At 70.1% G+C, this 20,986-nt stretch carries 21 protein-coding genes; 14 read left to right on the forward strand and 7 right to left on the reverse strand.

All coding sequences use genetic code 11. From position 1 onward, the window contains the following. Positions 1–19: 19 nt before the first annotated feature. Positions 20–1,024: a hypothetical protein gene (locus WA640_RS02375; RefSeq protein WP_335985905.1), complete on the forward strand. Its 1,005-nt coding sequence runs from the start codon at positions 20–22 to the stop codon at positions 1,022–1,024. Between the two features lie 347 nt (positions 1,025–1,371). Beyond that, positions 1,372–1,629 carry a hypothetical protein gene (locus WA640_RS02380; protein WP_335985906.1) on the forward strand — a complete coding sequence of 86 codons (258 nt, stop codon included), beginning with the start codon at positions 1,372–1,374 and terminating at the stop codon, positions 1,627–1,629. 37 nt (positions 1,630–1,666) lie between these two features. On the opposite strand, the gene WA640_RS02385 is transcribed toward WA640_RS02380, so the two are convergent. Next, positions 1,667–3,022 carry a dihydrolipoyl dehydrogenase family protein gene (locus WA640_RS02385; RefSeq protein ID WP_335985907.1) on the reverse strand — a complete coding sequence of 452 codons (1,356 nt, stop codon included), beginning with the start codon at positions 3,020–3,022 and terminating at the stop codon, positions 1,667–1,669. Positions 3,023–3,183: 161 nt separating this feature from the next. On the opposite strand from WA640_RS02385, the gene WA640_RS02390 reads away from it, so the two are divergent. The 4 genes from WA640_RS02390 to WA640_RS02405 are packed head-to-tail and all read left to right on the forward strand — an operon-like array spanning position 3,184 to position 6,343. Next, entirely contained in the window at positions 3,184–4,005 is an 822-nt protein-coding gene (locus tag WA640_RS02390; RefSeq protein ID WP_335985908.1) for an ABC transporter ATP-binding protein, read from the forward strand. Beyond that, positions 4,006–4,680 carry an ABC transporter permease gene (locus WA640_RS02395; RefSeq protein ID WP_106362014.1) on the forward strand — a complete coding sequence of 225 codons (675 nt, stop codon included), beginning with the start codon at positions 4,006–4,008 and terminating at the stop codon, positions 4,678–4,680. After that, positions 4,677–5,381 (forward strand): ABC transporter permease, encoded by a 705-nt coding sequence (locus WA640_RS02400; protein WP_106362594.1) that lies wholly within the window; start codon positions 4,677–4,679, stop codon positions 5,379–5,381. The genes WA640_RS02395 and WA640_RS02400 overlap by 4 nt, the downstream gene beginning before the upstream one ends. A 47-nt stretch (positions 5,382–5,428) precedes the next feature. Then, positions 5,429–6,343, forward strand: a complete 915-nt coding sequence (locus tag WA640_RS02405; RefSeq protein ID WP_335985909.1) for an ABC transporter substrate-binding protein — start codon at positions 5,429–5,431, stop codon at positions 6,341–6,343. Between the two features lie 43 nt (positions 6,344–6,386). Here the strand turns inward: WA640_RS02405 and WA640_RS02410 are convergent, their stop codons facing one another. Beyond that, positions 6,387–6,890 carry an NADAR family protein gene (locus WA640_RS02410; RefSeq protein ID WP_335985910.1) on the reverse strand — a complete coding sequence of 168 codons (504 nt, stop codon included), beginning with the start codon at positions 6,888–6,890 and terminating at the stop codon, positions 6,387–6,389. Positions 6,891–6,981: 91 nt separating this feature from the next. Here WA640_RS02410 and WA640_RS02415 point away from each other — a divergent pair, with 91 nt between their 5' ends. Next, positions 6,982–7,626, forward strand: a complete 645-nt coding sequence (locus WA640_RS02415; RefSeq protein WP_335985911.1) for a TetR/AcrR family transcriptional regulator — start codon at positions 6,982–6,984, stop codon at positions 7,624–7,626. Positions 7,627–7,636: 10 nt separating this feature from the next. On the opposite strand, the gene WA640_RS02420 is transcribed toward WA640_RS02415, so the two are convergent. Next, positions 7,637–8,302: a DsbA family oxidoreductase gene (locus WA640_RS02420; protein ID WP_106362011.1), complete on the reverse strand. Its 666-nt coding sequence runs from the start codon at positions 8,300–8,302 to the stop codon at positions 7,637–7,639. After that, complete coding sequence (locus WA640_RS02425) at positions 8,302–8,463, reverse strand: hypothetical protein (protein ID WP_181245591.1); 162 nt, start codon at positions 8,461–8,463, stop codon at positions 8,302–8,304. Before WA640_RS02425 ends, WA640_RS02420 begins: the two co-directional genes overlap by 1 nt. Before the next feature lie 119 nt (positions 8,464–8,582). Between WA640_RS02425 and WA640_RS02430 the strand changes: the two genes are divergently transcribed. The 6 genes from WA640_RS02430 (at position 8,583) to WA640_RS02455 (ending at position 16,560) form a co-directional block, all read left to right on the forward strand. Then, positions 8,583–10,259 (forward strand): DUF885 domain-containing protein, encoded by a 1,677-nt coding sequence (locus WA640_RS02430; protein ID WP_335985912.1) that lies wholly within the window; start codon positions 8,583–8,585, stop codon positions 10,257–10,259. A 348-nt stretch (positions 10,260–10,607) separates the two neighbouring features. Further along, on the forward strand, positions 10,608–12,098 hold the full coding sequence (locus tag WA640_RS02435) for a pyridoxal phosphate-dependent decarboxylase family protein (protein ID WP_442904678.1): 1,491 nt from the start codon (positions 10,608–10,610) through the stop codon (positions 12,096–12,098). Continuing rightward, positions 12,095–13,369, forward strand: coding sequence for a lysine N(6)-hydroxylase/L-ornithine N(5)-oxygenase family protein (locus tag WA640_RS02440; protein ID WP_335985915.1), 1,275 nt, complete (start codon positions 12,095–12,097; stop codon positions 13,367–13,369). The genes WA640_RS02435 and WA640_RS02440 overlap by 4 nt, the downstream gene beginning before the upstream one ends. Beyond that, on the forward strand, positions 13,366–13,953 hold the full coding sequence (locus WA640_RS02445; protein WP_335985916.1) for a GNAT family N-acetyltransferase: 588 nt from the start codon (positions 13,366–13,368) through the stop codon (positions 13,951–13,953). The genes WA640_RS02440 and WA640_RS02445 overlap by 4 nt, the downstream gene beginning before the upstream one ends. Further along, positions 13,950–15,710, forward strand: coding sequence for an IucA/IucC family protein (locus WA640_RS02450; protein WP_335985917.1), 1,761 nt, complete (start codon positions 13,950–13,952; stop codon positions 15,708–15,710). The genes WA640_RS02445 and WA640_RS02450 overlap by 4 nt, the downstream gene beginning before the upstream one ends. An 82-nt stretch (positions 15,711–15,792) precedes the next feature. Then, a complete protein-coding gene (locus WA640_RS02455; protein ID WP_335985918.1) occupies positions 15,793–16,560 on the forward strand; it encodes an SDR family NAD(P)-dependent oxidoreductase in 768 nt (255 codons plus the stop codon). 33 nt (positions 16,561–16,593) lie between these two features. Here the strand turns inward: WA640_RS02455 and WA640_RS02460 are convergent, their stop codons facing one another. Together WA640_RS02460 and WA640_RS02465 are read right to left on the reverse strand one after the other, a co-directional pair. After that, the gene (locus WA640_RS02460; RefSeq protein WP_335985919.1) at positions 16,594–17,865 is read right to left on the reverse strand and encodes an MFS transporter; all 1,272 of its coding nucleotides are present in this window, start codon (positions 17,863–17,865) and stop codon (positions 16,594–16,596) included. A 55-nt stretch (positions 17,866–17,920) separates the two neighbouring features. Continuing rightward, the gene (locus WA640_RS02465; RefSeq protein WP_442904652.1) at positions 17,921–19,231 is read right to left on the reverse strand and encodes an aminotransferase class I/II-fold pyridoxal phosphate-dependent enzyme; all 1,311 of its coding nucleotides are present in this window, start codon (positions 19,229–19,231) and stop codon (positions 17,921–17,923) included. A 48-nt stretch (positions 19,232–19,279) separates the two neighbouring features. Here WA640_RS02465 and WA640_RS02475 point away from each other — a divergent pair, with 48 nt between their 5' ends. Next, positions 19,280–19,897 (forward strand): pyridoxamine 5'-phosphate oxidase family protein, encoded by a 618-nt coding sequence (locus tag WA640_RS02475; RefSeq protein ID WP_335985920.1) that lies wholly within the window; start codon positions 19,280–19,282, stop codon positions 19,895–19,897. A gap of 180 nt (positions 19,898–20,077) precedes the next feature. Here the strand turns inward: WA640_RS02475 and WA640_RS02480 are convergent, their stop codons facing one another. Then, the gene (locus tag WA640_RS02480; protein ID WP_335985922.1) at positions 20,078–20,953 is read right to left on the reverse strand and encodes a ThuA domain-containing protein; all 876 of its coding nucleotides are present in this window, start codon (positions 20,951–20,953) and stop codon (positions 20,078–20,080) included. Positions 20,954–20,986: the final 33 nt, after the last annotated feature.

Below are 20,986 nucleotides of genomic sequence, written 5' to 3' on the forward strand. Positions count from 1 at the left end.
GATCTCATACGATCAGACTATGGTTATCGACATGAAAATCAGGACCGAAGTTCAACTCAATCCTGTGGCCGACGAAGTTTCGGCAATTACGGCAATTGTCCGCCCAATTCTGACAGGAATCCTCTACTCTCTCAAATCTGAGGTGGTAGCCGAAGTCGGAGGCCGCGATCAAGTAAAGCTCATGATGCTTCCCAGGCTGCGGCGACCCGGCGATGGCGATACTGGCATTTGCTTCGAATATGCCGTTCACGATGCCGTAAGACGTGGAGATGCAGGAGTTTCAGAACGAGTATTTGATGCAATTAAAATATGTAAGGTTCCGGTTGGCGATCAGATTGGATCAATTCTATTCGGTGCAGAGAAGGCGGGATCTCAGCAATTGATCGATACCGCAGCAGGTCTTCTCACGGACGATTCTTCATTGCTTTCAGGCGCACGCGGACGGCCCGTGAAACTCAAACGACACCTCTCTTCGATCGCGACCGCATTTCGTCGCGCCGATGTTGCGAAAAGACTTCCTCATAGCATTAGCGGCCTGTGGCGCGCCGACCTGTTTCTTGGGTTTCACGACTCTGATTACTGGGTTGGAACTACCGTAAAGATCAACCCTAACGGACTGCAATCCGATCGCGGCCTCAGAGTTGGAATCGTCCCTGCCTCACAGGGGAAGAGCGATCTTGTTCGCCTGGACTCTGGCAAGAATCTTGTGATTTGCCCTCTCCCATACGATGGAAATTTCGTCGAAATGTTCTATCTAGCTTGGGAAGTTGTCCAGGCGTTCCTTGATGCTGATGCGAGGGTTCCAAAAGAGGTTGCATTGCCGCGACCCGCAGCAAGAACCGTCGCTCGATACATGCAGGACCGACGAGATTACCCCGTGCTCGATGTGATCGAGGCACTAGGCTCCTTGTCGCAGCCTCAACTTCTTCAAACACACGAAGAAAGCGCAAGTGTGATCGCTCCGCGAGGAATAGGCGAAGTGCAGACGAGTGCGGTACTGGCTCCGGTTCCAGTACAGAAGTGAGAACCAACATGTTAGAAGCAGCAGGCCCGCTCAGCAACCTTCGGACAAACTCGATTGAAAGAACCGTGCAAGTGTAGACACTGGTTCGTTTTTTCTAGCCATACGCCGAGGCAGGGAGTCATCACAGATCAGCCAGATGGGACTGTCATGGGTTCGAGTTTGATTAGCCAGCCACCGCGTCCGCCCAACGAAGCCGCATCACGTCAACCTGGGATCTTAGACCCGCATAGGCCCTGAGAAGGGGAGCAGATAGAGAAAGGCCGGTCATTCATGACCGGCCTTTCGTCGTTCCCAGCTCACGAATTCCGGGGACCCCGGTGGGGCGGGGGAATCCTTAGGGTGGGGTGATGAAGGGTTTTGATGATGAGGTCGAGAAGGCGGTCAAGCGGGCGGGGAAGGCTTCCGGGTGGTTGTTCGCCATCGGGGTGCTGACGCTGCTGCTGGGGCTCTTTGCGAGCTTCGGGACCTATGGGTTCGGGTTCCTGGTGGCACTCCCCGGGGCGGGGTTGATGTTCGCGCTGGGAGTGATCATCAACTTGCAGGGCATGCAGCTCATGGAGATCTGGCGGCAAGGGCGGCGGGACCGGGAGGTTTCCGGAGGTTGAGAAGGCCGGTCGGGAAATCGACCGGCCTTTTGCGACGCTACGGCAGGCGGCTCAGTGCGTCTTCTACTGCTCGGTGGAAGGTCGGGTAGGCGTAGATCATGTGGCGGAGGCGGGGGATGGGGGTGTGTTCGTGGACGGCGAGGGTGAGCATCGAGAGGACTTCGCCGCCGGTGGGGCCGGCGGAGGTGGCGCCGACGAGGATGCCGCGGTCGGTGTCGGCGACGAGTTTGATGAAGCCCTCGTTGCCCGACTTGTGGATCCAGCCTCTTGAGGAGGAGGGGATCTCCGAAACGGACGTTGCGATGGTCAGGCCCTGGTCCCGCGCCTGTTGTTCGGTGAGGCCGACCGCGCCCACCTCCGGGTCGGTGAAGGTCACCCGCGGGACGGCGTGGTACTCGGCGCCCGGGTTGTCGTTGCCGAGGATGTGGTCGACGGCGATCTTGGCCTGGTACATCGACATGTGGGTGAAGGCGCCCTTGCCCGCGATGTCGCCGATCGCGTAGACGCCATCGGCGACCTTCATGTGGTCGTCCGGGGACAGCGAGCGGCCATCCGTGTTGACGCCCACCGTTTCCAGGCCCAGGTCCTTGATGTTCGGCTTCCTGCCCGTCGCCACCAGGAGCCGGTCGGCTTCCACGGTCACCGTGCCCGCCTTGACGGCGAAGCGGCCGTCGTCGTGGGAGACGTGCTCGACCGCGGCGCCCATGTGGAGGGCGATGCCCTCGGTGCGGAAGACGTTGGCGACGAGGTCGCCGGACTCGGGTTCTTCGAGGGCGAGGAGGCGGTCGGCGGCTTCGAAGACGGTGACCTGAGTGCCGAAGCGGGAGAACGCCTGGGCCATTTCGAGGCCGATGGCGCCGCCGCCGAGGACGATCAGCGAGTCGGGGGCCTCGGTGGTGGCGACGGCGTCGCGGTTGGTCCAGTAGGGAGTGTCGGCGAGGCCGGGGATGGGCGGGACGGCCGGTTCGGTGCCGGTGTTGAGGATGATGGCCTTGGCGACGGTGAAGTCCTGGTCGCCGACGCGGACGGCGCCGGGGCCGGTGATGGCGGCGGAGCCGCGGACGAGGCGGCCGCCGGCGTCGGTGAAGCGGTCGGCGGCGACCTGGTCGTTCCAGTCGTCGGTGGCCTCGCCGCGGATGCGGGCGGCGACGGTCGCGAAGTCGGGGGTGACGTCGGCCGAGCCGGAGAGGCCGGAGACGCGGCGGGCCTCGGCGAGCGCGTCGGAGCCGCGGACCATCATCTTGGTGGGGATGCAGCCGTAGTAGGGGCATTCGCCGCCGACGAGGCGGCGCTCCACGCCGACCACGGTGAGTCCGGCGCGCGCGAGTTCGGCCGCGGCGGACTCGCCTCCGGGGCCCATGCCGACGACGACCACGTCCACTTGCTCCGCCATGTCCGGCTCCTCTCCTCTGCTTTGCGCCCCACCATACCGGCGCGTGGGCGCACCGTATCCGAGTCGAACACTCTGTTTCGGAAAACGTAAGAGCGAGGAGGAGTAAGGCTGGTGCAAATCGGGTAGGGTCGCGTGAGCGCCCGGACCCGAGGAGCAGCCCGATGATCGAGTTCCGCAACGTCACCAAGCGATTCCCGGACGGGACGGTGGCCGTCGACTCGTTCGACCTGGTGATCCCGTCGCATAAGACGACCGTGTTCGTGGGGTCCTCGGGCTGCGGGAAGACCACGCTGCTGCGGATGATCAACCGCATGGTCGAGCCGACCTCGGGCACAGTGGAGATCGACGGTGAGGACGTCGCCGCCAAGCAGGCCGTGCACCTGCGCCGCTCCATCGGGTACGTGATGCAGAACAGCGGCCTCATGCCGCACTTCACCGTCGCCGAGAACATCGCCACCGTGCCGCGGCTGACCGGGAGCACCAGGCGGGCCGCGAAGGCCAGGGCGCTGGAGCTGATGGCGACCGTGGGCCTCGACGCGTCGATGGCCGACCGGTACCCCAGCCAGCTCTCGGGCGGGCAGCAGCAGCGCGTGGGTGTCGCCCGCGGGCTCGCCGCCGACCCGAACATCCTGCTCATGGACGAGCCGTTCGGCGCGGTCGACCCGATCGTGCGGGCCGAGCTCCAGACCGAACTGATCCGGTTGCAGCGGGAGCTGGACAAGACCGTGGTGTTCGTGACGCACGACATCGACGAGGCGTTCCTCCTGGGCGACCAGGTCGCGATCCTCGCGAAGGGCGCCGAGCGCCTCCAGGTCGGCAGCCCCAGCGAGATCACCGAGAACCCCGCCGACGAGTTCGTGGCGGCGTTCATCGGCGCCGAGCGCGGCAAGCGGGCGCTGCGCGTGAAGCAGACCCCGCACGGGCCGGTGCTCGTGGACGCCGAGGGCCGCACGCAAGGCGTCCTCGTCGAAGGCGGGGCCTGAATGGACTGGGTGTCCGACAACCTCGACCTGATCGGATCCCTGACGCTCGACCACCTGCGGCAGAGCGTCATCGCCATCGTCGCCGGGTTCCTCCTGTCCCTGCCCCTGGGGTGGGTGGCGTGGCGGTACCGGCTCCTGCGCGGCTGGGTCATCACCGTGACCGGCCTGCTGTACACGATCCCCTCGCTCGCGCTGCTGATGATCCTGCCGGTCGTCGCGGGCTATCCGGCGACGAGCGAGACGAACCTCGTGATCGCCCTGACGATCTACGCCGTCGCGATCATGGTCCGGGCCGTCACCGACGGCCTCGACTCGGTCGACCCCGCGGTGCGCCGCGCGGCCACCGCCGTCGGGTACGGCGACGCGCGCCGGTTTTGGGCCGTGGACCTGCCGCTCGCCGGGCCGGTGATCCTCGCGGGCCTGCGGGTCACCGCGGTCAGCACCATTTCGCTCGCCACGGTCGGGATCCTCGTGGGCGTCACGAACCTCGGCTACCTGTTCACCAACGGCCTCCAGCGGCGCATCATCCCCGAAGTGCTCGCCGGGATCGTCGCCGTCGCGCTCATCGCGCTCCTGGTGGACCTGCTGCTCATGCTCGCCGGGCGGTCCCTGATGCCTTGGGCCCGAAGCAAGACGCCCGCGCGGCGCCGCGCCTCCGCAGGGGCCGCCGCGTGAACCTGCTCTCCGAGGCCTTCGCCTGGCTCACCGACCCCGAGCAGTGGACCGGGCCGAACGCGCTGCAGCACCTGCTGTTCCAGCAGCTGTACTTCACCGCGATCGCCGTCGGCATCGCCGCGGTCATCGCCGTCCCGCTCGGCTGGGCCATCGGCCACACCGGCAAGGGCCGCGAAGTCGCCGTCGCGTTCGCGGGCGCCGCGCGCGCCGTGCCGTCGTTCGGCCTGCTGGTCCTGCTGGTGCTCCTCTTCGGGGTGCTCCACAAGCCCGAAGCGGCCGTCGTGACGTTCGTGATCCTCGCGATCCCGCCGCTCCTGGCCGGGGCGTACTCGGGGTTCGAGGCCATCGACCGGCGCACCGTCGACGCCGCGCGCGCCGTCGGCATGACCGAGGCGCAGGTCCTGTGGCGCGTGGAGGTCCCGCTCGGGCTGCCGCTGCTCGTCGGCGGGCTCCGCTCCGCGGTGCTGCAAGTGGTCGCGACCGTGACGATCGCGGCGTACGTGAACCTCGGCGGCCTGGGCCTGCCGATCATCACGGGCCTGAGCCTGCGCCGGTACGAGGTCGTCCTCGGCGGCGCCGTCCTGGTCGCGGTCCTCGCGCTCGTCCTCGACGCGCTCCTGGCCCTCGCACAGCGGGCCGCGGTCCCCCACGGCGTGCTCGCCGCGCAAGGCCACGCGCCGCGGCGCCGCACCGAATCCTGACCCGACACCACCACCCGAGCAATGACCCATCAGTGAGAGGAAGACCCATGTTCACAATGCGGGGCACACGCAGAGGACTCGCCGCCGCGGCCGTCCTCGGCACCGCGATCGCGATGACCGGCTGCTCCTCCGACGACCCGCTCGGCGAGAACGAGTCGACCGGCGAGGCCGCGAACGGCGCCATCGTCATCGGATCGCAGGCCTACTACTCCAACGAGATCATCGCCGAGATCTACGCCCAGGCCCTCGAAGGCGCTGGCCAGGAGGTCGAGCGCCGCTTCAGCATCGGCCAGCGCGACGCCTACATCCCCGAGCTGGAGAGCGGCGCCATCACGCTGTTCCCCGAGTACACCGGGAACCTCCTCCAGTTCTTCGACGCCGAGACCGAGGCCCGCTCCCCCGAGGACGTCTACGCCGCGCTCGGCGAGGCCCTCCCCGACGGCCTCACGGTCCTGGAGCAGTCGACCGCGAGCGACCAGGACTCCTACACCGTCACGAAGGCGTTCGCCGACGCGAACTCGCTCACCTCGATCGCCGACCTCGCGAACGTCTCCGAGACGCTCACCCTCGGCGGCCCGCCCGAGCTCGCCGAGCGCCCGTACGGGCCGACCGGCCTCGAAGACGTCTACGGCGTGCAGGTCGAGTTCTCCGCGACCGGCGACACCACCGTCGAGGACCTCGTGGCCGGGACCGTGAACGTCGCGAACGTGTTCACCGCGGACCCGCGCATCCAGACCGACGACCTCGTGGTCCTGGAGGACCCGGAGTCGCTGTTCCTGGCGTCGAACGTGGTCCCGCTGGTCAGCGAGGACATCGCCGACGAGGTGTCCGAGGTGATCAACGCGGTGAGCGCCGCGCTCACCCCGGAGGGCCTCATCGCGCTGAACGTGCAGAGCACGGTCGACCAGATGTCGACGCCCGACATCGCGAAGCAGTGGCTCGAAGACAACGGATTGAGCTAGGACGCAACGGGAAAGGCCGGTCGCGGTGCGACCGGCCTTTTCGCTACGCGGTGAGCTGCGCGCGGGCCTCCATGAGGGCCCGCCCGAGGAGGTTGAGGCCGCGCCACGTCGCCGGGTCGGCGGCGCGCGGGTCGTCCCCGGCGAGGCCGATGCCCCAGATGCGGTCCTTCGGGCTCGCCTCCACCAGGACCCGGTCGCCGGTCGAGCGGAGATAGGCGAGGAGCTCGGGGTTCTGGCCGAACTTGAGCACGTTGCCGCGCACGACGATGGCGAACCGCTCGGCCTCCCACACGTCCTGGGTGTAGCCGCGGACCTGGCGGCCGAGCTTCTGTGCGTTCCGCGGGTGGCCGGAGGCGAGGATCCTGTCGGCGGCCTCAGTGTCGCCGAACAGCCATGCCTTGTGCGCCATCATGTAGTGCTCGGCGGTGTCGTAGCGGCGGCCGTCGTCGGTGAACGCCGAAGGCCACCACTGGCTCAGGCAGCCGCGGCCGGGGCCGTCGGGCTCGGGCTTCTCGTTCCAGAAGAACACGTAGTCGGGGGTCGGCATCGGGCCAGCTTCGCACGGGCGCGGGCCGCGCGCAACGCGGTAAAGTTGAGGACATTGTCAAGATGGGATCGTCGGGATGAAGGGGGCGGCCGTGGGCGAGGCGCGGACGGTGCGGGCGGACGCCCGCCGCAACATCGAGAAGCTGCTGTGCGCCGCCGCCGAGGTCTTCGGGGAGCGCGGCCTGCACGCGCCGCTCGACGCCATCGCGCAGCGCGCCGGGGTGAGCACCGGGACGATCTACCACCGGTTCGGCAGCCGCGAGGGCCTCATCGACGCTGTGGTCCCGCAGTACGCGGAGGAGCGGCTCGACGCCGCCGCGGGGCGGGCGCTGGCGTGCGCGGACCCGTGGGAAGGGTTCGCGCAGTACGTGGAGCGGGTGTGCGAGCTCCAGGTGCAGAACCTGGCGTTGAACGACGTGATCTCGCGGAACCACCCGGGGACGGCGCGGCTGGCGGAGGTCTGCCACCGCTCGCAGGAGCAGGCGCGGCGGATCGCGGAGCGGGCGCAGGCCGACGGGTCGCTGCGGGCGGACTTCGCGGCGGAGGATCTGCTGTTCGTGTTCTGGTCCACCGCGATGCTGGTGCGGTTCACGGCGAAGGACGCGCCGGACGCGTGGCGGCGGAGCCTGGCGTTCACGCTCGACGGGCTCAGGTCGGAGGGGGCGCGGCCGCTGCCGACCGCGGCCCTGACGCCCGAGCAGGTCGAGCGGGTCATGCAGAGCCGCGGCGGCGCGTAGCCGGCGGGCCTTAGCGGTCGGACCAGGCGGTGTCGAGGGCCTGGAGGAACGCCTCGACGGGCTGGGCGCCAGAGACGCCGTACTTGCCGTCGATGACGAAGAACGGGACGCCGGTGACGCGCAGTTCGCGGGCCTGGCGGATGTCGGCGTCGACGGCGTCGTCGTAGTCGCCGTTCTTGAGCGCGGAGAGCGCGGCAGCCCGGTCGAGGCCGGTCTCGGCGGCGAGGTCGGCGAGCACGTCGTGGTCGGCGACGTTGAGGCCGTCGGTGAAGAAGGCCTTGAACAGCCGGTGGACCAGGGCGGTCTGGCTGCCGTGCGCGGCGGCGAAGTGGGAGAGCCGGTGGGCGTCGCGGGTGTTGACCGCGAGGGCCGTGTCGAACCGGTAGTCGAGGCCGAGGCTCTTGCCGCGCTCGGCGACCTGGGCGTTCATGGCCTCGGCCTGGGCGCGCGGGAAGCCCTTCTCCCGCTCCAGGATGTCGAGCACGTTCTGCGGCTTGTCGCTCGGCAGCTCCGGCATGAGCTGGAACGCGTGGTAGCGGGTGACGGTCTCGTGCGGGAAGCGTTCGAGGGCCTGGCCCAGGAGCGCGTCGCCCATGTAGCAGAAGGGGCACATGACGTCGGACCAGACGTCGATCGACACGGGGTCGGCGCTGCGGCCGAAGACCTCGCCGGCCATCACTCGCACACCCCGTCCGCGCCGCACACGCCGTAGGCCTCGTCGGAGGTCACCAGGAGGAGCGGTGCCTTGAGCGCGACGGGCCGCTGCGGCTCGGGCGCTTCGGTCTCGGGAGCCTCGGGCTCCTCGGTCGCTGTCGCGTTCTCGTAAGTTGACGCCATAGTCAACAACGGTATCGCAACTTGAGGCCGCCGCCAAGTTAGCGCGCGGCGGAAGCTTGCTTGCCGGGCGGCTAGCGGGAGCAGTAGGGTCGGGGCACCTCAGATTCGGAAGGGTGCACATGGGCGATCCGCAGCTCGCTGCGCTGGCGCAGCGGTACTTCGACTTTCACCTGGCCGACAACCCCATGTCGGCGAGCTTCTACGGGATTCCCGGTTACGACCACCTCCTGCCGGACCCGGGCCGGGACGGCGACGCCGCGCGCCTCGCCCACCACGCGGAGGTCCGCGAGGGCCTCGCCGCGATCGACGCGGGCGGGCTCGAAGGGCAGGACCGGATCACGCACTCGATGCTCGGGCGGCTCGTGCGCGACCAGTCCGCGGTCGTCGAGTCCCGGCTCGGCGAGGTCGCGCTGAGCAACACCATCAGCGGGCCGGTCACCTCGATGCTGTCCTCGCTGCCGCGCCAGAGCCTCGACTCCGAGCAGCGCAGCCGCGACTACCTCGTCAGGCTCAGGAAGCTCGGCGACTACTTCGACGCGGTGCTGGACCGGTACCGGCAGGCCGGGGCCGAAGGGCGGCACCAGACCCGGGGCGGCGTGCTCGGGGTCATGGAGCAGGTGGCCGATTACCTTGCGACCGATATAGAACGGGACGTCCTCGCGGCGCCGGAGCCGTCCGGTGTGGACGTCGACGAGTGGAAGGCCGAGGCCCGCGCGCTCGTCGCCGAGCGGGTCCGGCCCGCGCTCGCGCGGTGGCGCGACGCCCTTGAGGCGGAGTTCCTGCCGGTCGCCCGCGGCGACGGCGAGGTCGGCGTGTGCCACGTGCCGGGCGGCCTGGAGGGGTACGCGGCCGCGTCGCGGCAGTTCACCACCACCGACCTCGATCCCGAAGCGGTGCACCGGATCGGGCTCGAAGAGGTCGAGCGGAACCGGGCCGAGTTCGCCGAGATCGGGGCCAGGGAGCTGGGCACCGGGGACGTCGCCGAGGTCGTGGAGCGGCTGCGCAGCGACACCTCGCTGCGGTACGAGACCGCCGAGCAGATCGTGGCAGACGTGACCGCGGCGCTGCGGCGGGCCGAGGACGCGCTCCCCGCGGCGTTCCTGGAGTACGACTTCGCCCCGTGCTCAGTCGAGGTGATCCCCGAGCACGCAGCCAAGGGCTCGACCCTCGCGTACTACACCGTCCCGGCCTCCGACGGCTCGCGACCCGGCACGCACTGGGTGAACACCTATGCGCCGCAGACGCGCTCGCGCTACGAGTACGAGGCGCTCGCGTTCCACGAGAGCGTCCCCGGGCACCACCTCCAGTTCGCGCTGGGCCAGACCCTGAAGGACCTGCCGCAGTTCCGGCAGTTCGGGTACGTGACGGCGTTCGGCGAGGGCTGGGGCCTGTACACCGAGCGGCTGTGCGACGAGATCGGGCTCTACAGCGGCGATCTGGCGCGGCTCGGGATGGTCTCGTTCGACGCGTGGCGGGCCTGCCGGCTCGTGGTCGACACCGGGATGCACGCGTTCGGGTGGTCGCGGGAGCGGGCCGTGCAGTTCATGCGCGACAACACCGCCCTGTCCGAAGTGAACATCGCCAACGAGGTCGACCGGTACATCGCCTGGCCCGGCCAGGCCCTCGCGTACATGATCGGCCGCAGGCACATCCAGGGCCTGCGCTCCAAAGCCGAGCGGGAGCTGGGGGCCGCGTTCGACCTGCGGCACTTCCACGACCGCATCCTCAGCAGCGGCTCGATCCCGCTGGAGACGATGACCGGCGTCGTGGACGCCTGGATCACCGAGTCGAAGTAGTCCCCCGACCGGTGTCGGATCGCCGACAGACAGCGACCGAGCGGTCCGAGATGATGTGAACGCGGCGGCGACTCCCCCCGGGCGCCGCCGCGACATTCTTTTCCAGCCGCCCCAGGAGCGGCGGACCGGCTGGGCCGCAGCATACCCCGTCGCTCCACAATGGAGCAAGATGGGGTTTGCCGTCATTTCACGCAAAAGCCGATTAGCGGTCGTTCGCGCAGAGAACCGTGGAGAACATCACCATTCGGGATGAGGTCTTTCGCCCGACACGGGCTTAGGTTAGCCTAACCTACACGCTCCCCGGGTTCCCCATCCGCGCAGTCCCTCCGAGAAAGGTGACACTCCGTGCTGACAAGCGCCGACCTCCGTCCGGCCCCCGCGCCGCTCGACCGCACCGCACCCCCGGCCCTCCTCGGCCGCGACTCGGCGGCCGCCTACCGCGGCCTCGTCGCCGACGTCGCCGCCCGCCTGGCCGAGCGGTTCGCCGCGGTCGATCAGCCGTGGACCGGCGCCGCACCGGCGGCCCTCGCGCCCGCCGTCGCGGCCGTCGACCTCGACCGGCCCCTGGAGTCCTTCGAGGCCGCGTTCGACGAGATCGGCGGGCTCTACCTCGACGACGCGGTCTGGTTCCACCACCCGCGCTACCTCGCCCACCTCAACTGCCCCGTGGCACTCCCGGCCGTCGCCGCCGAGACCGTCCTCGCGGCCGTGAACACCTCCGTGGACACCTGGGACCAGAGCGCGGGCGGAACCCTCATCGAGCAGCGGCTCATCGACTGGACCGCGCAGCGCGTCGGCCTCGGCCCGGACGCCGACGGCGTGTTCACCTCCGGTGGGACGCAGTCGAACCTGCACGCGCTCCTCCTCGCCCGCGACGAGGCCGTGGAGGCCGTGCTCCTCAAGCACCGCGTCGAGGCCGAAACGCCCCTGCGGAGCGTCGAGGTCCTCCCCCGCCTGCGGTTCTTCGCCTCCCCGCACTCGCACTTCTCGGTCGTCAAGGCCGCCAGGATCCTCGGCCTCGGCGAGGACGCCGTGGTGACGGTGCCCGCCGACGACTGGTTCCGCCTGAACCCCGCGGCCCTCGACGCCGCCATCGAGACCTGCCGCGAGCAGGGGAACGTGCCCGCCGCGGTCGTCGCCACCGCCGGGACCACCGACTTCGGGTCCGTCGACCCGCTCGGGCCGATCGCCGAAATCGCCGCGGCGCACGGGGTCTGGCTCCACGTCGACGCCGCGTACGGGTGCGGGCTGCTCGTGTCCCTGGAGCACCGCGGGCTCCTCGACGGCATCGGGCAGGCCGACTCGGTCACCGTCGACTACCACAAGTCGTTCTTCCAGCCCGTCAGCTCCTCCGCGCTGCTCGTCAAGGACCGGGCCGCGCTGCGCCACGTCACGCACCACGCCGACTACCTCAACCCCGCCGAGGGCGCGCTGCCGAACCAGGTCGACAAGAGCCTCCAGACCACGCGCCGCTTCGACGCGCTGAAGCTGTGGATGACGCTGCGCACCTTGGGACCCGACGCCGTCGGCGCCATGTTCGACCGCGTCTGCGCCCTCGCCGACCAGACCTGGGACTGGCTCGCCTCCGACCCGCGCTTCGAGATCGCCGCGCCGCCCTCGCAGCTCTCGACCGTGCTGTTCCGCCTGGCGGGCGCCGACGACGAGGTGCACCGCACCGCTCGCGAGGCCCTCGCGGCCTCCGGCGAGGGCATGGTCGCCGCGACCCGCGTCGAGGGCCGCATCGCCCTCAAGCTCACCCTGCTCAACCCCGAGACGTCCCTTGAGGACGTCGTCCCGGTGCTGGAGGCGCTCGCGCGCCACGGCAAGGAGGCCAAGTGACCGTCCGCGACTTCATCGGCATCGGCCTGGGGCCGTTCAACCTCGGCCTCGCCGCGCTCACCGCCCCGCTCGACCTCGACGGGCTGTTCCTGGAGCGCAAGCCCGACGTCGACTGGCACCCCGGGATGCTCATCGAGGGCACCACCATGCAGGTGCCGTTCATGGCCGACCTCGTGACGCTCGCCGACCCGACCTCGCCGTACTCGTTCCTCAACTACCTCAAGGACACCGGGCGGATCTACCCGTTCTACATCCGCGAGTCGTTCTTCCAGCTGCGCGCCGAGTTCCAGGACTACCTGCGCTGGGCCGCGAGGAGGATGGCGAACCTGGAGTTCGAGCGGGAGGTCACCGCCGTCGCCTGGGAGGACGGCGCCTACGCCGTCACCTCCGAAGGGCCCGGCGGCACGCGCACCGACCGCGCGAAGCGCCTGGTACTCGGCACCGGCACGCCGCCGTGGGTGCCGCCCGCGTGCCGGGAGCTGGAGTCCGAGACCGTCTGCCACGCCTCGTCCTACCTTGAGAACCGGGACAAGCTCAAGGGCTGCAAGTCGATCACCGTGGTCGGATCGGGCCAGAGCGCCGCCGAGATCTACCGGGACCTGCTGGGGGGCATCGAGGAAGGCGGGTACGAGCTGAACTGGGTGACGCGTTCGCCGCGGTTCTTCCCGCTCGAATACACGAAGCTGACCCTGGAGATGACCAGCCCGGAGTACGTGGACTACTTCCATGCGCTCCCGGCGGCGAAGCGCGACGAGCTCAACCAGGCCCACAAGGGACTGTACAAGGGCATCAACGCGGAGCTGATCAACGACATCTTCGACGTGCTGTACGAGAAGAAGTTCACGATGGGGTCGGTGCCGACGCGCCTGTTCACGAACTGCACCGTGGAGAAGGCCGCCGGATGCGGCAGCGTGCGACTCGGTGTGCGCCAGCACGAGCAGGACCGGAGCTTCGAGCTGGTCACCGAGGGCCTCGTGCTCGCCACCGGCTACAGTTACCGCGTCCCCGCCTTCCTCGACCAGGTCCGGGACCGGCTGCGCTTCGACGCGACCGGCCGCCTGGAGCCCCGCCGCGACTACAGCGTCGACAAGGCGGGCGGGGGCGAGGTCTTCGTCCAGAACGCCGAACTCGCGACCCACGGCTTCACCGCCCCCGACCTGGGCATGGCCGCCCACCGCAACTCCTGGATCATCCGGTCGATGACCGGCCGGGAGGTCTACCCCATCGAGCAGCGAATCGGCTTCCAGGAGTTCGGAGCACCGACACCATGACCCTTGCGACCGCCCCCGCGACCTTCTACCACCTGCATCCGAGCCTCGGCGACTTCGGGCTGCGCCCGGTCGACCCGCCGACCGACTCGCCGCTGATCCACGAGTGGGTCACGCACCCGAAGGCCCGCTACTGGATGATGCAGGACGCCGCCGTGGCCGAAGTGCTCGCCGAGCACGAGTCCATTCAAGACAATCCGTACCACTTCGCGTACATGGGGCTGTACCACTACCGGGCCCGGTTCCTCGTGGAGGTCTACGACCCGGCGCATTCGGAGCTGGCGTCGGTGTACGACCCGCAGGAGGGGGACGTGGGCATGCACGTGCTCACGGCCCCGACCGACAAGCCGATCCCCGGGTTCACGCGCGGCGTCATGACCGCGGTGATGCACCTGCTGTTCGAGGGCTTCCGCGCCGAGCGGGTCGTCGTCGAGCCCGACTCCGGCAACGAGGCCATCCACCGGCTCAACGAGTTCGCCGGCTTCCATCCGGAGAGGACGGTGGCGCTCAAGGACAAGGAGGCGCTGCTGAGCTTCTGCACCCGCATGGACTTCGAGCGGTCCGAAGCGAGAGGAGTGAACGCGTGAGCGCGATCGACCACCTGACCCCGTCCCTGTGGCAGCGGGCCACCAGGAACCTGCTGGCCAAGGCCATCGGCGAGTTCGCCCACGAGCGGCTGCTCGTGCCCGTCAAGGACGGCGAATCGTATGTGCTGCAAGCGGGCGGCGAACGCTATCGGTTCAGCGCGCGGCGGTTCAAGCTCGACCACTGGGTGGTCGACCCGGACTCGGTCGAGCGCACCGGCCCCGACGGGGCGGCGCTGGAGGCCGACGCGGCCGCGTTCTTCCTGGCGTTCAAGGGCGAACTGGGCCTGAGCGACGCGGTGCTGCCGGTCTACCTCGAAGAGGTCGCGGCCACCGTCAACCGCGGGGCGTTCCAGCTCGCGGAGGACCAGCCGACCTCGGCGGCGCTCGTCGGCGCGGGCTTCCAGGCGATCGAGGCGGCCATGACCGGCGGGCACCCGTGCTTCGTGGCCGGGTCGGGGCGCCTCGGGTTCACCGCCGAGGACTACCGGGCCTACGCGCCCGAAGCCGGTGCGGGCGTGCGGCTCATGTGGCTCGCCGCGCCGCGCGAGCACGCGATGTTCGCCTCCTCGCCGGAACTGGACTTCCAGTGGCTCCTGGACACCCAGGTCGACGCCGACTCGCGCGAGTACTTCGCGTCGGTCCTCACCGACCGGGGACTGACCTATGAGGACGTCTACCTGATCCCGGTGCACCCGTGGCAGTGGCGCAACAAGATCTCCGTGACGTTCGCGCCCGAGATCGCCGCCGGGCGGCTCATCCCGCTCGGCGAGGGCCACGACGAGTTCCAGGCGCAGCAGTCGATCCGCACGTTCTTCGACCGCACCGACCCCGGCCGCGACTACGTCAAGACCGCGCTGTCGGTGCTGAACATGGGGTTCATGCGGGGCCTGTCGACCGAGTACATGGAGGTCACGCCCGCGATCTGCGACTGGGTGGCGGACCTCGTGCACGGCGACCCGACCCTGAAGCGGCACGGCACGACCGTGCTCCGCGAGCGGGCCGCCGTGGGCTACCGGCACCCGGCCTACACGGCCGGGGCGCCGAAGGGGTCCCCGTACCGGAAGATGCTCGCGGCCCTGTGGCGCGAGAGCCCGGTCCCCAAGCTGGGCAAGGGGGAGCGCGCCGCGACCATGGCGTCGCTGCTGCACGTCGACCGGGACGGGAAGCCGTTCGCGTCGGCGCTCATCCGCCGCTCGGGCCTGCGCCCGGCCGACTGGCTGCGCGGGTACCTCGACGCGTACCTGGTGCCGCTCGTGCACTGCCTGTACAGGTACGGGCTGGTGTTCATGCCGCACGGGGAGAACATCATCCTGGTGCTCAAGGACGGCGCCGTGGAGCGGGTGTTCCTCAAGGACATCGGCGAGGAGTGCGCGGTCCTGGAGCCGACCACCGAGGTGCCCGAGGCGATCGGGCGGATCAGGGCCGACGTGCCCGACGGGGTGCGGGCCCTGTCGATCCTCACCGACGTCGCCGACTGCTTCCTGCGGTTCCTCGCCGGCATCCTGCACGTCGACGGCGTCCTCAGCGAGGACGAGTTCTGGCGGGTCGCCGCCGAGGCGCTCAAGGACTATGAGAAGGACCACCCCGAGCTGGCCGAGGCGTTCGCGCGGTTCCCGCTGTTCGAGGACGCGTTCCCGCTCTCGTGCCTGAACCGCTTGCAGCTCAAGAACAACCAGCAGATGGTGGACATCGAGAACCAGGAGGAGAGCCTGATCTACGCGGGCAGGCTCGATAACCCTCTCTCCGCCTGGCGCTGATGGCGAACCGTCCGACCGGCGGGGCCCACCCCCGCCGGTCGGACGTGGACCGGACGAGACACGTCAGGTCAAAATGAACGGCATGCAACTCAACAGCCCAGTCCTCATCACCGGAGCGAGCCACGGCCTCGGCCAGGCCACGGCCGAACTCCTGGCCTCCCAGAGCGTCCCGCTGGCCCTGTGCGCGCGGAACCCCGCGCCGCTGCACGAGTTCGCGGCGAAGCTGCGCGCTGAGTACGACGTGCAGGTCGCCTCGCGCGCGCTCGACGTGAACGACGGGGAGCTGCTCGTCGACTTCGTGCACGAGGCGGGCCGGCGCCTCGGCGACCTCGGCGGGGTCGTGGCGAACGTCGGCGGCGCCCGCGGCCGCAGCCTCACCGACACCGAGCCGGACGACTGGGCCTACACGCTCAACGTCAACGTGGTGAACGCGATGACGGCCCTCAAGGCGGCCCTGCCGCAGCTGCGGCGCCGCAGCGGCGCGGCCGTGCTGGTCTCCTCCATCTCCGGGTCGAAGCCCTCCCCCGGGCTCGCGTACGGCGCCACGAAGGCCGCGCTCAACCACGCCGCGACGATCCTCGGCCGCGAGCTGGGCCCCACGGGCGTGCGCGTCAACGCGGTCGCGCCCGGATCGATGCTCATCCCCGACCGCAACTGGGACCGGATGCGCGTGGCCGACCCCGGCCGCTACGAAGCGTTCCTGGAGGAGTTCCCCGCGAAGGAGCTGGTGGACCCCAAGGACGTGGCGGAGGTCATCGCGTTCCTCTTGTCGGACAAGGCGAGAGCGGTGAACGGCGCCGTCGTGCCGGTCGACGGCGGCCAGAACGCGCCCAGCGCCTACGGCTACTGAAACCCTATATCCTATAGGAAATAGGATATAGGGTTACGCGGATTCCTCGGCGGGCTTCGGGCCAGCGAAGCCGCCCATGAGGAACGGGACCACGCACAGCGCCACGACGGCGCAGAAGACGCACAGCATCCCGTAGCCCCAGTACTCCACAATCGGGCCCGAGGCGATGCCTGCGCCCATGGCCGCCAGGCCCATGACGAGGTCCGAGAAGCCCTGCGTCGACGGGCGCTGCGCGGGGGTGACCGCGCCGGTGACGAGCGCGGCCGAGCCGACGGTCATCGCGGACCAGCCGAGGCCGAGCAGGATCAGCCCGATCGTGATGCGCACGTGGTCGTCCGAGGGCGCCGAGCCCGCGACCGCGCACGCGGCGACGAGGATCGCGGTGCCGCCCACCAGGACCGGGCGCGAGCCGCGACGGTCCACGAGGCGCCCGACGACCGGCGCGAGCGCGTACATGCCGCCGATGTGCAGGCCGAGGATGACGCCGACGACGGTGAGGGCCTGGTCGGGGTCGACCATGCCGTGCTTGATGTGCAGGGCCGTCATCGCCATGACGCCGACCATGACGAAGTGCCCGAGGGCCGCGGCGACGACGCCGGTGCGCACGGCCGGGTTGGCCTTCGCGGTGCGGAACCCGTCGGCGATGGAGCGGCGCGGCGCGTCGGTCTCGCCGCTGATCTGCCGGGCGGTGAGCAGCGGGTCGGGGCGCAGGAACACGCCGATGACGGCGGCGGTGAGGACGCACAGGAATCCGATCGCGGCCATCGAGCCGACGTACTCGGGTCCGCCGAACCAGGCCGCCCACGCGCGCTCGGCGAGCCCGGCGACCGAGGGGCCGACGACGGAGCCGAGCGTGGTCGCCCACACGACGATCGCGAGGTGGGAGCCGCGGCGCGCCTCGGGGGCGAGATCCGCTGCGGCGTACCGGGACTGGAGTCCGGCGAAGGAGGCCGAGCCGAGCAGGAAGTAGCCGAGGACGGCGACGGGGGCGTTGTCGAGGTGGATCGCCGCGATGATGACCAGCGTTCCGGCGACGGCGCACGCGTAGCCGAAGGCGAGGCCGCCGCGGCGGCCGAAGCGCTCGGTGATGCGCACGGCCGGGACGACGACGAGCGCGGAGCCGCCGACGAAGAGGCTCTGCGCGAGGCCCGCGTAGGTCGACGAGCCCGTCATGTCCTCCACGAGGAGGGCGCCGACGGCGATGCCGATGCCGACGGCGAGGCCGCCGAGGACCTGCGTGGCGAACAGGGTGCGCAGGACCCGCTTCTGGATTCGAGTCGTGTCCGGGAGTGCAGTCGCGGTCACGGGGTGTCCTTTCTGGAGTTGTAAGCCGGGCCGCTGAGGTCGGCCCGGGTCCCGGTCAGATCGGCGGCGTCGCCGGACCGGAGGCGTAGGCGACCGCGTCGGCGACCGCGGGGGCCGCTTCGGGGTCGAGCCGGGAGGTGCTGATCCGGATGCCCTGGTCGCCGTGGAAGGAGAAGCCGCGGCCGGGGGCGACCGCGTACCCGGCGTCGCGCAGCGCGACGACCGCGGCCGTCTCGTCGGCGACGGGCACCCACAGGTTCAGGCCGGAGGTCCCCCACGTCGCGACGCCGCGGGCCGCGAGGGCCTCCCGCAGGGCCGTCTGACGCTCGACGTAGACGCGGCCGGCGCGGCGGATCGTCTCCGCGACGCCGTCGTCGGTCCACGCGGCGATGACGAAGTGCTGGAGCAGCCGCGAGACCCAGCCGTGGCCGAGGGCCATGCGGCCCTGGATGCGGGCCTTGGTGTCGGCGTCGGCGGCGACGAGCGCGGTGCGCAGGTCGGGCCCGTAGGGCTTGGAGACCGAGCGCACGAACATCCACAGGTCGGCGGCGTCGGCGACGAAGTGCAGCGGCGTCTGCGACAGCTCGGCCCAGTGGTCGTCCTCGATGACGAAGACGCCCGGATGGCGGGCGATCACCTCGCGGAGCCGCCGCGCGCGTTCGGCGGAGACCGTTGCGCCCGTGGGGTTCTGACCCCTCGACGTGAGGATGAACGCGCGGGCGCCGGAGGCGAGCGCCGCGTCGAGCTGGCCGGGCAGCGGGCCCTCGCCGTCGATGGCGATCGGCGCGACCTGGTATCCGGCCGCCAGGAGCAGGTCGCGGCCGCTGGCCCAGGTGGGCTCCTCGATCGCGATCGTGTCGCCGGGTTCGAGCCGGGCGGCGAGGCCGCGCTCGAACGCGTCGAGGGCGCCGGAGGTGACGGTGAGCTCGCCGCGGACGCCGTCGGCGGCGAAGCGCTCGCGGGCGAGGTCGAGCAGGTCGGGGCAGGGGCCGCCGTCGCGGTAGTTGCCGCCGCTGATCTCGACCTTGTCCCGCAGGAGGCTCAGGTCGGGCAGGAGCGCGGGGTCGGGCTCGCCGGAGACGAGGTCGCGGACCCCGGCGGGCACCGTGAGCGTGCCGACGGGCGTGAACGCGGACCGCTGGCGCACGAAGGTGCCCGCGCGGCCGCCGGTCTCGACCACGCCGCGCTCGCGCAGCCGCCGGTACGCGGACGCGACGGTGCCGGGCGCGACGCCGAGGTCGGCGGCGAGCTTGCGGACGGGGGGCAGGGTGCGGCCGGGCGCGAGCTCGCCGGAGCGCACGCCGGCCTCGACGCTGGCGGCGATCTCGGTTGCCGCGGCACCGGTGATCTGATACTGTACCGACATAACTTCAGTATTGTATCAGTACATATTTTACGATGGGAGCCCCCCTCGATGTCCACCCTCGAATGCCCCTCCAGCGGCCGGTTCGAGCAGACGGAGCGGACGACGCCGAAGCGCTCGCGCGAGCGGGTCACCTACGAGAAGGCCGAGTCCTACCGGGTCCTCGACGAGGCGCTGTTCTGCGACCTCGCGTTCGTCGGCCCCGACGGCGCGCCCCGCATCCTGCCCACGTTCCATGTGCGCGTTGGCGACACGCTGTACGTCCACGGCTCCACGGGCGGGAGCATGGGCCTGGGCGCGCGCGGGCCGTTCCCGGTCACGGTGAGTGCCACGGTGGTCGACGGGCTCGTCTTCTCCAAGAGCTGGTTCCACCACTCGATGAACTACCGGAGCGTCGTGGTGCACGCCGAGGCCCGGCTGGTGGAGGACGAGGACGTGCGCTGGAGCACGTTCAAGGCCCTGATCGACCGGTTCGCGGAGGGCCGCTCCGAGCGGTCCCGCGAGGCCAGCGAGAAGGAGAACGCGATGTCGGCCCTGCTCGCGATCCCGCTCGAAGAGGTCTCGATCAAGCAGCGCTCGGGCGGGCCGAAGGAGGAGCCCGAGGACGAGGACCTGCCCTTCGAGAACGGCGTCGCGAATGTGCGGACCCTTGTGACCGGGCGGTTGTAGACTCCGATCCGCGCGGTGCCGGACGCGGCTCGGCCCCCTGGGCCGTATGGGCGCTCCGGGGGTGTGAGCGGGTCGTGGGAACTTCTTGCTCCGAGCGGTCCGGCACCGTCGTGCAAAAGCACAGTCGCGGGGACGAGAAAAAGGGCGGACCTTTCGGTCCGCCCTTTTTGCTTGCAGTGCTTAGGTTCCGGTGGTGACCGCCCTGTCCGCTTCCGCTTCGGCCTCGCGCCGCGTCTCGTCCTTGTCGAGGCGCCACACGGCGATCGAGCCGCCGCCGGCGACCGCGATGACGAAGAACGCGAACGTCCACGTGTAGGGCCATTCGGGGGCCGCGTCGTCGGAGTTCTGGAGCAGCACGCCCTCCTCGCCCGCGGCCCACCAGATGGCCTGGCGGATCAGCTGGAGGAAGTCGCGGTCGCCCCAGGTCTTGCCCTCGCCGCCCGGGGAGGCGTAGAAGGCGCGGTGCGACTCGGAGCTCCAGGCGACCGGGTCGCCGGAGCCGAGCTGCGCGAGGATCGTCGACTCCGGCTGCGCCGGTTCGGGATCGAAGAAGTACCAGCGCTCGTTGAGCGTCAGCTCCTCGTCGAGGCCGTCGGTGATCGGGGAGCCGGAGTTGAACGAGACGTCCTGCTCGGTGGGCGGGTCCTGCGGCGGTGCGAGCGCCGTGGCGCCGATCATCTCGCCGTAGAAGTTCCAGTCCGGTTCGCTGAGCGCGGCCGAGTTCGTGGCGACGAACCCGCCCCCGCGCGTGACGAACGACTGGAGGGACGCCTCCTGCGCCTGGTCCAGGATGTCGACCCCGGTGTTGACGAAGACGACCACGTCGACGTCGCCGAGGTCTTCCAGGTCGGCGGGCTCGCCCTCGGTGAGGGTGAAGTTCCAGCGGCGGGCCTCCATCTGGAGGCGCTCGACCGCGTAGTCCGCCACGTCCTCGGCCTCGGCCCCGGTCGTCAAGACGAGCACCTGCGGCCCCCCGGCGGCGAAAGCGGCCGAAGGGGCGAAGGCGGGCGCGCAGGCCAACGCGACGACGATGCACAGTCGCAGGAGGGTTCTCACGCGCCCACCTTAGCGGGCTTCATGATGCGGCGG

The organism is Glycomyces sp. MUSA5-2 (genome assembly GCF_037034145.1).
Classification (GTDB): domain Bacteria; phylum Actinomycetota; class Actinomycetes; order Mycobacteriales; family Micromonosporaceae; genus Glycomyces; species Glycomyces artemisiae.